General features: G+C 67.4%; 10 protein-coding genes. 8 read left to right on the top strand and 2 right to left on the bottom strand.

Annotated elements, in window-relative coordinates:
* Positions 1–478: 478 nt before the first annotated feature.
* From IB257_RS31305 to IB257_RS31340, 8 genes are all read left to right on the top strand, one after another.
* Positions 479–2,830: a bifunctional salicylyl-CoA 5-hydroxylase/oxidoreductase gene (locus IB257_RS31305; protein ID WP_054458914.1), complete on the top strand. Its 2,352-nt coding sequence runs from the start codon at positions 479–481 to the stop codon at positions 2,828–2,830.
* Positions 2,827–3,618, top strand: a complete 792-nt coding sequence (locus IB257_RS31310) for an SDR family NAD(P)-dependent oxidoreductase (protein WP_054458915.1) — start codon at positions 2,827–2,829, stop codon at positions 3,616–3,618. Before IB257_RS31305 ends, IB257_RS31310 begins: the two co-directional genes overlap by 4 nt.
* A 41-nt stretch (positions 3,619–3,659) precedes the next feature.
* Positions 3,660–4,517 carry an enoyl-CoA hydratase family protein gene (locus IB257_RS31315; RefSeq protein WP_042796271.1) on the top strand — a complete coding sequence of 286 codons (858 nt, stop codon included), beginning with the start codon at positions 3,660–3,662 and terminating at the stop codon, positions 4,515–4,517.
* A gap of 2 nt (positions 4,518–4,519) precedes the next feature.
* Positions 4,520–5,689, top strand: coding sequence for an acyl-CoA dehydrogenase family protein (locus tag IB257_RS31320; RefSeq protein WP_054458917.1), 1,170 nt, complete (start codon positions 4,520–4,522; stop codon positions 5,687–5,689).
* Between the two features lie 62 nt (positions 5,690–5,751).
* Complete coding sequence (locus tag IB257_RS31325) at positions 5,752–7,392, top strand: AMP-binding protein (RefSeq protein ID WP_054458919.1); 1,641 nt, start codon at positions 5,752–5,754, stop codon at positions 7,390–7,392.
* 20 nt (positions 7,393–7,412) lie between these two features.
* A complete protein-coding gene (locus IB257_RS31330; protein WP_013391343.1) occupies positions 7,413–7,838 on the top strand; it encodes a thioesterase family protein in 426 nt (141 codons plus the stop codon).
* Between the two features lie 42 nt (positions 7,839–7,880).
* Positions 7,881–8,288 (top strand): RidA family protein, encoded by a 408-nt coding sequence (locus IB257_RS31335; RefSeq protein ID WP_042796274.1) that lies wholly within the window; start codon positions 7,881–7,883, stop codon positions 8,286–8,288.
* Positions 8,289–8,405: 117 nt separating this feature from the next.
* The gene (locus tag IB257_RS31340) at positions 8,406–9,287 is read left to right on the top strand and encodes a LysR family transcriptional regulator (protein WP_175160912.1); all 882 of its coding nucleotides are present in this window, start codon (positions 8,406–8,408) and stop codon (positions 9,285–9,287) included.
* A gap of 25 nt (positions 9,288–9,312) precedes the next feature.
* Here the strand turns inward: IB257_RS31340 and lpdA are convergent, their stop codons facing one another.
* Both lpdA and IB257_RS31350 read right to left on the bottom strand, forming a co-directional pair.
* Entirely contained in the window at positions 9,313–10,710 is a 1,398-nt protein-coding gene (gene lpdA / locus IB257_RS31345; RefSeq protein ID WP_192493334.1) for a dihydrolipoyl dehydrogenase, read from the bottom strand.
* Between the two features lie 8 nt (positions 10,711–10,718).
* A partial coding sequence (locus IB257_RS31350; RefSeq protein ID WP_192493335.1) for a 2-oxo acid dehydrogenase subunit E2 occupies positions 10,719–11,483 on the bottom strand: 765 nt, incomplete at its 5' end.

The following is an 11,483-nucleotide window of genomic DNA, read 5'->3' on the forward strand; positions in this document are numbered from 1 at the left end:
GGAGGCGAGCGCCCACGATTGCGGTCCGGAGCCTTCGCTCCGGACTGCCCCTTCGTCATCTTCGTCCAGGCCTTCGGCCTTCCCTTCAGATTCCCTCGGGCGCATCGAGGTTGCTCGCCTCCCACGCGCCGGCGCCGACGGGCTGCTTGAGTCTTGGTTTGTGGCGCTGCTGCGTCCGTGGTCGGGGGCGGGGCTTGTGTTGCCCGTCATTGTCGGCCGCGCAGGCGGCCGACAATGACATACGTGATTGCTTTCATTGCTATTGTGTTCGCTGGCGCGAATGCGGTGGGGCGGGGTGGTGGTGGTGGGGCGGCAAGCGCGTCCCTATTTAGGTCCAAAGTATCTAGATACTTTCCCCATTTGCGCCTCGGGACCTTCAGGTATATATTTCAAGCCTAAACTATCCAGGTTTAAATATCTGCGGCCGCCAGCTCCAGGAATTCAGAGCGGATGTCGCTTACCACGGAGCGCTACGGCAATGAAAATAGTCTGCATCGGCGGGGGCCCCGCCGGCCTGTATTTCGGTCTGCTCATGAAGCTGCAAGACCCCGCCAACGAAGTCACCGTGATCGAGCGCAACCGCCCTTACGACACCTTCGGCTGGGGGGTGGTGTTCTCCGACGCCACCATGCAGAACCTGCGTGAAGCCGACCCCGTTTCCGCCCAGACCATCGGCGACGCCTTCAACCACTGGGACGACATCGACATCAACTTCAAGGGCCGCAGCATCCGCAGCGGCGGCCACGGCTTCATCGGCATCGGCCGCAAGAAGCTGCTGAACATCCTGCAGGCGCGCTGCGAGGACGTGGGCGTGAAGCTGGTGTTCGAACAGTTCATCCAGGACGACCAGGCCATCGCCCGCGAATACGACGCCGACCTGGTCATCGCCTCGGACGGCATCAACAGCCAGGTCCGTACCCGCTACGCCGACACTTTCCATCCGGACATCGACCAGCGCCGCTGCCGCTTCGTGTGGCTGGGCACCAAGAAGGTGTTCGATGCCTTCACCTTCGCCTTCGTCCAGACCGAGCACGGCTGGTTCCAGGCGCACGCCTACCGCTACGAAGACGGCATGTCCACGTTCATTGTGGAGACGCCCGAGGAAACCTGGCAGGCCGCCGGCATCGAGCAGATGAGCCAGGAAGAGGGCATCGCCTACTGCGAAAAGCTGTTCGCGCCCTGGCTGGATGGCAATCCGCTGATCAGCAACGCTACGCACCTGCGCGGCTCGGCCATCTGGATCCGCTTCCCGCGCGTCATCTGCAATACCTGGGTGCACTGGAACAAGCTTGACACCGCCCGCGGCGAGCGCCGCGTGCCGGTGGTGCTGATGGGCGACGCCGCCCACACCGCGCACTTTTCGATCGGCTCCGGCACCAAGCTGGCCCTGGAAGACGCGATCGAGCTGGCGCGCTGCCTGAGCGGCGCGGAAGGCAGCGTGGAAGCCGGCCTGAAGCACTACGAGGAAGTGCGCAGCGTCGAAGTGCTGAAGATCCAGAACGCCGCTCGCAACTCCACCGAATGGTTCGAGAACGTCGAGCGCTATGCCGACCTGGAGCCTGAGCAGTTCGCCTATTCGCTCCTGACCCGCTCGCAGCGGATTTCGCATGAAAACCTGCGCCTGCGCGACCCCGCCTGGCTGGAAGGCTTCGAGCGCTGGATCGCGGAACGCGCCGGCGCTGCCGCCGCGCCGGGCCAGCGGCCTGCGATCCCGATGCTGACGCCCTATCAGGCGCGCGGCGTGCGGCTGAAGAACCGCATCCTGGTGTCGCCGATGGCCATGTATTCGTGCACCGATGGCGTGCCGGGCGATTTCCACCTGGTGCACCTGGGCGCGCGCGCCATGGGCGGCGCGGGCCTCGTCATGGTCGAGATGACCTGCGTGTCGCCGGACGGCCGCATCACCCCGGGCTGCCCGGGCCTCTGGAACGACGAGCAGCGCGACGCGTTCGCCCGTATCGTCGGCTTCGTGCATGGCAATAGCGATGCCCGCATCGGCCTGCAGCTGGGCCACGCCGGCCGCAAGGGTTCCACGCAGCTGGGCTGGCAGAAGATCGATCATCCGCTGGCCGAAGGCAACTGGCCGCTCTTGTCGGCGTCGGCCCTGCCTTACATCGAAGGCGTGTCGCAGACGCCGCGCGCCATGACGCGCGCCGACATGGACGATGTGCGCGACAACTTCGTGGCCGCCGCCCGCCGCGCCGAGCAGGCTGGCTTCGATTGGCTGGAGCTGCACTGCGCGCACGGCTACCTGCTGTCCAGCTTCATCTCGCCGCTCACGAACCACCGCAGCGACGAATACGGCGGCAGCCTGGAGAACCGCCTGCGCTTCCCGCTGGAGGTGTTCCATGCCGTGCGCGCGGTATGGCCCGAGAACAAGCCCATGTCGGTGCGGATCTCCGCCAGCGACTGGGTGGAAGGCGGCATCACGGCCGATGACGCGGTGGAGATCGCGCGCCACTTCAAGGCAGCCGGCGCCGACATGATCGACTGCTCGTCCGGCCAGGTCAGCAAGGAAGAAAAGCCGGTCTACGGCCGCATGTTCCAGACCCCGTTCGCGGACCGCGTGCGCAACGAGGCCGGCATTCCGACGATCGCGGTGGGCGCCATCTTCGAGGCCGACCACGCCAACGGCATCATCGCCTCGGGTCGCGCCGACCTTTGCGCGCTGGCGCGTCCCCATTTGGCTGACGCCTCCTGGACGCTACGCGAAGCGGCGCGAGTGGGCTACCGTGATGTTTCATGGCCGAGCCAGTACTTCGCAGGCAAGCGCCAACTGGAAACCAACTTCGAACGCGCCGCCGCCATGGCGCAACTGGATATCAAATGAACGCAACTCCGCTCCCGCTGGCCGGACGCCACGCCCTGGTGACGGGCGGCGCCCGCGGCATCGGGCTGGCCTGCGCCCGGGCGCTCTTGCAGCGCGGCGCGCGCGTCACGCTGCTGGGCCGCGATGGTGCGGCCCTGGACGCCGCGGCCGACAGCCTGGCCAGCCTGGGTCAGGTGCAGGCCGTCAGCGCCGACATCGCCAACGAAGCCTCGGTGCGGGCGGCCTTCGCCCAGGCCGAGGCCGAGTTCGGCCCCGTGCTGGTGCTGGTGAACAACGCCGGCCAGGCCGTCAGCCAGCGATTTGACCGTACCGACGCGGCGCTGTGGCAGTCCATGCTGGACGTCAACCTGACCGGGACCTTCCACTGCATCCAGGCCGCGTTGCCCGGCATGCTGCAGGAAAAATGGGGCCGGGTAATCAACGTGGCCAGCACGGCCGGCCTGATCGGCTACGGCTATGTCAGCGCCTATTGCGCGGCCAAGCACGGCGTGATCGGCCTGACCCGCTCGCTGGCGCTGGAAACCGCGCAAAAGGGCGTCACGGTCAACGCCGTGTGCCCCGGCTACACCGAAACCGACATCGTGCGCGGCGCGGTGTCGAACATCGTCGAGAAGACCGGCATGACGCCGGACGCCGCGCGCGCCAAGCTGGCCGAGCGCAACCCCCAGGGCCGCCTGGTGCAGCCCGAGGAAGTGGCCGAGACGGTCGCCTGGCTGGCCCTGCCGGCCTCGGCCTCGGTCAATGGCCAGGCCATCGCCGTCGACGGCGGCGAAGTGATGACCGGCTGAAGCCGGCGCCCCATCCACCCCAATTCACGAACGGAGACACCATGAGCACCCAGCCCGAAGAGCACACCATGAAACACCACAAGCGTCCGTTTGCCGGCTACCAGGCCAAGACGTTCCTGTGGCAGGTGTCGGCCGACGGCAAGATCGGCACGGTGACGCTGAATCGCCCCGAGCGCAAGAACCCGCTGACGTTCGACTCCTACGCCGAGCTGCGCGATCTGTTCCGCGCGCTGGTGTACGCCACCGACATCAAGGTCGTGGTGGTGACGGGCGCGGGCGGCAACTTTTGCTCGGGCGGCGACGTGCACGAGATCATCGGTCCGCTGACCAAGATGAGCATGCCCGAGCTGCTGGACTTCACCCGCATGACGGGCGATCTGGTCAAGGCCATGCGCGCTTGCCCGCAGCCCATCGTGGCGGCGGTCGACGGCATCTGCGCTGGCGCGGGCGCGATGGTGGCGCTGGCCTCTGACATGCGCCTGGGCACGCCCGCCGCGCGCACCGCCTTCCTGTTCACGCGCGTCGGCCTGGCCGGCGCCGACATGGGCGCCTGCACCTTGTTGCCGCGCATGATCGGCCAGGGCCGCGCGTCCGAACTGCTCTACACGGGCCGCGCCATGACGGCGGAAGAAGGCGCCAGCTGGGGCTTTTTCAATGCCCTGCATGAGCCCGGCGCGCTGGCCGATGCCGCGCAGACGCTGGCCGCGCAGCTGGCCGCGGGCCCGACCTTCGCCCACGGCGTGACCAAGAAGCTGCTGCACCAGGAATGGAACATGGGCGTGGACGAGGCCATCGAGGCCGAAGCCGAGGCCCAGGCCATCTGCATGCAGACGCGCGACTTCCGCCGCGCCTACGAGGCCTTCGTGGCCAAGCAAAAACCGGTGTTCCAAGGGGACTGAGCATGCGCGACGCAAGCTGGCTGGATTGGCCTTTTTTCGACGATGCGCACCGCAAGCTGGCGCACGAGGTCGACGCCTGGTGCGAGGCGTCCCTGGGGGACGTGGATCACCATGACGCCGACGGCGCCTGCAAGAAGCTGGTGCGCGCCATGGGCGAGGCCGGCTGGCTGCGCTACGCGGTCGCGGGCGGCCCTGGCGGCGCCTGGGGCGGCGCGCTGCCGGAAGTGGATTCCCGCGCCGTGTGCATTCTGCGCGAAACCCTGGCGCGCCACGAAGGGCTGGCCGATTTCGCCTTCGCCATGCAGGGGCTGGGCAGCGGCGCGATTTCGCTGATGGGCTCGGACGAACTGCGCCAACGCTATCTGCCGCGCGTGGCCCGCGGCGAGGCCATCGCGGCCTTCGCGCTGTCGGAACCCGACGCCGGCTCCGACGTGGCCGCGCTGGCCTGCGAAGCCAGGCTGGAAGGCGACCACTACGTGCTGAATGGCGCCAAGACCTGGATTTCCAACGGCGGCATCGCGGATTTCTATTGCGTGTTCGCGCGCACTGGCGAAGCCCCCGGCGCGCGCGGCATCAGCGCCTTCGTGGTGGATGCCGACACGCCGGGCTTCGAGGTCAGCGAACGCATCGACCTGATCGCGCCGCACCCGCTGGCGACCATCACGTTCGACAACTGCCGCATTCCAGCATCGCACCGGCTGGGCGACGCTGGCCAGGGCTTCAAGCTGGCCATGATGACGCTGGACATCTTCCGCGCCTCGGTGGCGGCTGCCGCGCTGGGTTTTGCGCGCCGCGCGCTGGACGAAGGGCTGGCGCGTTCCAAGTCGCGCCGCATGTTCGGCCAGACGCTGTCGGACCTGCAGCTGACGCAGGCCGCGCTGGGCGATATGGCGACCGCCATCGACGCGTCTGCGCTCCTGACCTACCGCGCGGCCTGGATGCGCGACGTGCTGAAGCAGCGCACCACGCGCGAAGCGGCCATGGCCAAGATGACGGCCACGGAATCGGCGCAGACCGTGATCGACCGCGCACTGCAGATGTTCGGCGGCGCGGGCGTGGTGTCGGGGATGCCGGTGGAGAAGCTTTACAGGGAAATAAGAGCGCTGCGGATCTACGAAGGCGCGACAGAAGTGCAGAAGTTGATCATTGCCCGTGAACTGCTGAAGGCGTAAGGCAGCCATCGAGCTCCGTCGTCCCGGCACAGCAACTACACCGCAATAGCAAGGGGAATTCCATGGAAGCATCCGCCCACATCGACACTTTCGCCCGGGACAATCTGCCCCCGGGCGAACAATGGCCAGAGTTCCTGCTCGACGGCCCCGACGTGGCCTATCCGAAACGCTTCAATTGCGCGGTCGAACTGGTGGACGCCATGGTCGAGCGCGGCCATGGCGAGCGCGTCGCGCTGCGCTGGAGCCAGGACGGCAAGCAGGCCACGATGACTTACCGCGAACTGGCCGCGCTGACCAATCGCATCGCCCGGGTGCTGGCCGAAGACATGGGGCTGGTGCCGGGCAACCGCCTGCTGCTGCGCGGGCCGAACAATCCCATGATGGCCGCCTCGTGGCTGGCAGCGATCAAGGCCGGTCTGGTGACGGTGCCGACGATGCCGCTGTTGCGCGCCAAGGAACTCAAGCAGATCATCGACAAGGCGCAGATCCAGGCCGTGTTGTGCGATGCCCGCCTGAAGGACGAGGCGGAGTTCTGCACCCAGCCCAGCCATGAGCATCATTGCCCCGGCCTGACGAAGGTCATGTACTTCAACGACAAGGCGCCCGATGCGCTGGATGCGTTGGCGGCGGCCAAGCCGGACGATTTCAAGGCCTGCGATACGGCGGCGGACGACGTGTGCCTGATCGCCTTCACCAGCGGCACCACGGGCGCGCCCAAGGGCTGCATGCACTTCCACCGCGATGTGCTGGCGATGTGCGACCTGTTCCCCAAGCACGTCATCAAGCCGGGTCCGGATGACATCTTCTGCGGCACGCCGCCGCTGGCCTTCACCTTCGGCCTGGGCGGCCTGTTGTGCTTCCCGCTGCGCGTGGGCGCGAGCACGGTGCTGGCCGAGAAGCTGTCGCCGGAAAGCCTGCTGCAGCTGATCCAGGATTTCCGCGCCACCATCGTGTTCACGGCGCCCACGTTCTACCGCCAGATGGCGGCGCTGGTGGGCAAGTTCGACCTGTCGTCGCTGAAGAAGAGCGTGTCGGCGGGCGAGGCGCTGCCGGACGCGACGCGCCAGCTCTGGAAAAAGGCCAGCGGCATCGAGATGATCGACGGTATCGGCGGCACGGAAATGATCCACGTGTTCGTGTCGAGCCCGCCGGAGTCGGTCAAGGCCGGCGCCATCGGTCGGGTGGTGCCGGGCTATGTGGCGCAGATCGTCGATGACGACATGAATCCCGTGCCCAACGGCACGGTGGGCCGGCTGGCGATCAAGGGGCCGACCGGCTGCCGCTATCTGGCGGACGAACGCCAGCGGCGCTTCGTGCAGAACGGCTGGAACCTGCCGGGCGATACGTTCCTGCAGGATGACGACGGCTACTTCTTCTATCAGGCGCGCAACGACGACATGATTGTTTCGGCGGGCTACAACATTGCCGGCCCCGAGGTCGAGGACGCGTTGCTGCGCCACGAAGCCGTGGCGGAGTGCGGCGTGGTGGGCGCGGCGGACGACGAGCGCGGCCAGGTGGTCAAGGCTTTCGTGGTGCTCAAGCCGGGCTATGAGGCCGGCAGCGAGCTGGTCGCAGCGCTGCAGCAGTTCGTGAAGGCCAATATCGCGCCTTACAAGTATCCCCGTGCCATCGAGTTTGTCGATGCGCTGCCGCGCACCGAAACCGGCAAGCTGCAGCGCTTTGCGCTGCGCAAGATGGCCTGAACCGGCAACAAGGAAATTCCATGGCAGCCCCTTTCATCAGCCAGGTCGAAGTCCGCTTCCGTCATTGCGATCCGGCGGGCATTGTTTTCTATCCTCGCTATTTCGAGATGATCAACGACTTTGTCGAGGAGTGGTTCGACAAGGGGATGGGGTTGCCGTTCCATGCGCTGCACGTGGAGCGGCACATCGGCACGCCGATGGCGTCGGTGCAGTGCGATTTCAGCGCGCCCAGCCGCTGGCACGAGCGTTTGCGCCAGGTGCTGGAAGTACAGCGCATCGGCGGCGCGTCGTTCAAGGCGCTGGTGCGTTTCGAGGGGCCGGATGGCCAGTTGCGCTTGTCGGCGACGCTGACGATCGTGACGGTGGATTTGCGGACGATGAAGTCCATGCCGCTGCCTGCGGATCTGCGGGAACGCATGCAGGCTTATCTGGTTCCCGCGGCGTAAGCGGCGGGGATCGTTTGCTTTTCTTAAATATAGGATGACGTTATGAAGATTCTGCAACCGCCGGATTGGATGGCGCCCCGGGGCTATTCGAATGGCGTGCTCACCGAGATGCAGGTGGGCAGCAAGCTCGTATTTGTGGGCGGACAGGTGGGGTGGAATGGCCAGCAGCAGTTCGAGACCGACGATCTGGCGGAGCAGGTGCGCCAGACGCTGGCGAACATTGTTGCGATTCTGGCCGAAGGCGGCGCCAAGCCTGAGCATATCGTCCGGATGACGTGGTACGTGACGGACAAGAACGAGTACGTGGCGGCGTATCCGGCCATCGGCAAGCACTACCGCGAGTACATCGGCCGGCATTTCCCGGCGATGACGGCCGTGGAGGTCGCGGACCTGGTCGAGGACCGCGCCAAGGTGGAGATTGAGGTTACTGCCGTGGTGCCGGCGCAGTAACCGCCGGTTGCTCCTGAGCGCCGAGGGCCGGCTGTCGTCCGGCCTTCGGCGTTTTTTTGCAGGCTCTGCGTGCTGTGGGCTCTATACAATCGACCCATAAACCAAGGAGCCAGCCTCATGTCCCTGAACTCTGACGCGGTACGCCTGTTCCTGGGTGTGGTGGATGCCGGCTCCCTCAGCGCCGCCGCCGAGCTGCTGGGCCACACGGCGTCGGGCGTCAGCCGCGGCCTGTCGCGGCTCGAGGAAGACCTCGGTGTCATCCTGATCAACCGCACCACCCGTCGCATGGAGCTGACCGAGGAGGGCAAGCATTTCCTGCCCAAGGCCCGGCATATCGTCGCGTCGCTGGACGAAGCCGAGGACTGCATGCGCATGGTGCATCAGCGCCCGGCCGGCCGCTTGCGGGTGGACGCGTCGGTGCCCGTCATGCTGCATTGCGTGGTGCCGCTGGTGGCGGAGTTCCGGCGGGAATACCCGGCGATCGCGCTCGAACTCACCAGCAACGACCGCATCGTGGATCTCATGGAGCATCGCACCGACGTGGCGCTGCGCATGGGACCGCTGACGGATTCCACCCTGCATGCGCGCACGCTGCGGCCGTCGCCCCGCTGGGTGATGGCCAGCCCGGATTACGTGGCCCGGCGCGGCGCGCCGCAGACGGTGGAGGACCTGGCGACGCATGAAGTGCTGGGTTTCACCCAGCCTGAAAGCCTGAACGTCTGGCCCTTGCGCCACGCTGGCGGGTCCAGCTATCTGGCGGTGCCGACGCTGGCGACGTCCAGCGGCGAAACGCAGCGGCAACTGGCGGTGCGCGGCGTGGGCATCGCCTGCCTGTCCGATTTCGTGGTGCGCGAGGACGTCAAGGCCGGCCGGCTGGTGAAGCTGATGGAAGACGTGCACACGGACTATCTACAGCCCATGCACGCGGTGTATCACCGCAACACGCAGCTCTCGCGGCGCATCGCCTGTTTCCTGGATTTCTTCGCGGCGCGGATCTGAACCCGCGCCGCGTTTGGCATGACGCCTAGGCGTGCAAGGCGCGGCCAAAGGCCGACAGCACCGATTCGTGCAGCGTTTCCGACAAGGTCGGGTGTGCGAACACGGTGTGCATCAGGTCTTCCTCCGTGGCTTCCAGCGAGGCCGCCACGCCGTAGCCGGTAATCAGCTCGGACGCTTCCGGGTGGATGATGTGCGCGCCCAGCAGCTCGCCGCTCTTGGCGTCGAACACCGTCTTTACCAGCCCCTGGTCCTCGCCCATGGCGATCGCCTTGCCGTTGCCGGCGAAGGTGAACTTGCCCACGCGGATGTCGCCGCCGGTCTTGGCGGCGTGTTCGCGGGCGCGGGCTTCGCTCATGCCGATGCTGGCGACCTGCGGATACGAGTAGGTGCAGGCCGGGATGCGCAGCGGATCGATGGGATGCGCGGGCTTGCCGGCGATGGCCTCCACGCACAGCACGGCTTCATGGCTGGCCTTGTGGGCGAGCCACGGCGCGCCGGCCACGTCGCCGATGGCATAGACGCCGGGCTCGGCCGTGCGGCACAGGCCGTCGGTGACGATATGGGTCCTCTCCACCTTGACGCGGGTCTGCTCCAGGCCCAGGTTCTCGACGTTGCCGACGATGCCGGCGGCGACGATGACACGATCCACTTCCAGCTCGCTGCGCTGGCCTTGCCGGTCCAGCGTCACCTTCACGCCGGTCGCGGTCAGCGACGATGAGGTCACGGCGCATTGCGTCAGCACGTGGATGCCCTGCTTCTCGAAAGCCTTGCGGGCCAGCGCCGAGATCTCGGCGTCTTCCTGCGGCAGGATTTCCGCGGTCATGTCGATCAGCGTGACCTCCGCGCCCACGGCGCGGTAGAAGCTGGCGAACTCCGCGCCGATGGCGCCCGCGCCCACCACCAGCAGCGACTTCGGAATCTCGGCCGGGACCAGCGCCTGGCGGTAGGCCCAGACGCGTTCGCCCAGGGGCAGCGCCGGCAACTCCCGGGCGCGCGCGCCCGTGGCCAGGATGATGTGCTTGGCCGACAGCGTTCTGCCGTTGTCCAGCGCCAGGCGGCCGCCGCCCGCCAGCTTGGCGCTGGCGGCGAACACGGTCACGCCGTTCTTCTTCATCAGGTGCGCCACGCCCTGGCCCAGGCGGCCCGCCACCTTGCGTGAACGCGCCACCATGGCGGCCAGGTCCGGACGCGCTTCGCCCGCGCCCGCCACGCCATAGTGCGCCGCCTCGCGGCAGGCGCGCAGCACGGTGGCGCTGTGCAGCAGCGCCTTGGTGGGGATGCAACCCCAGTTCAGGCAGATGCCGCCGAGTTCGGCGCGCTCCACCAGCGCGACCGACATGCCCAGCTGGGCGGCGCGGATGGCGGCGACATAGCCGCCGGGGCCGCCGCCCACCACGACGAGATCAAACGTAGTCTTGGTCATGGCGGGGCTCACAGCAGGATGCGCACGGGGTTTTCGATCAGCGTGCGGAAGGCGGCCAGCCAGCGCGCGCCCACCGCGCCGTCCACCACGCGGTGGTCCGCGGACAGGGTCACGGTCATGACGGTGGCGGCGGCCAATTGGCCGTCGCTGTCCACCACCGGACGCTTCTCGGCCGCGCCCACCGCCAGGATGGCGGCCTGCGGCGGATTGATGATGGCGGCGAACTGGCTGATGCCGTACATGCCCAGGTTGCTGACGGTCAGCGAGCCGCCGGTGAATTCCTCGGGCTTGAGCCGGTTGATCTTGGCGCGGCCGGCCAGCTCGACGATTTCGCCGGCAATGGCGGACAAGGATTTCACGTCGGCATCGCGCACGATGGGCGTGACCAGGCCGCCGTCGGTGGCCACTGCCACCGAGATATCGGCGCCGGCAAGGTATTCGACGGCGTCCTCGTGCCAGCTGGCATTGACCTCCGGCACTTCGCGCAGGGCCAGCGCAGCGGCGCGCACGATGAAGTCATTGACCGACAGCTTCACCGCGCCGCCCTGGTTGGCCTGGGCGCGCAGCGCCAACAGCGCGTCCATCCGGCAGTCCACCGTCAGGTAGAAGTGCGGCACGTTCTGCTTGCTTTCGGTGAGACGGCGGGCGATGGCGCGGCGCATGCCGGTATGCGGCACGCGGCGTGCGGCCGGGCGGCCGGCCAGCGGCACGGCTGCCGCGGCGCGGTCTCGCGCCGCTTCCACGTCGCGGCGCACGATGCGGCCGTGCGGGCC

This window comes from Achromobacter sp. ACM03 (assembly GCF_014851665.1).
In the GTDB taxonomy this organism is placed as follows: Bacteria; Pseudomonadota; Gammaproteobacteria; order Burkholderiales; family Burkholderiaceae_B; genus Achromobacter; species Achromobacter aegrifaciens.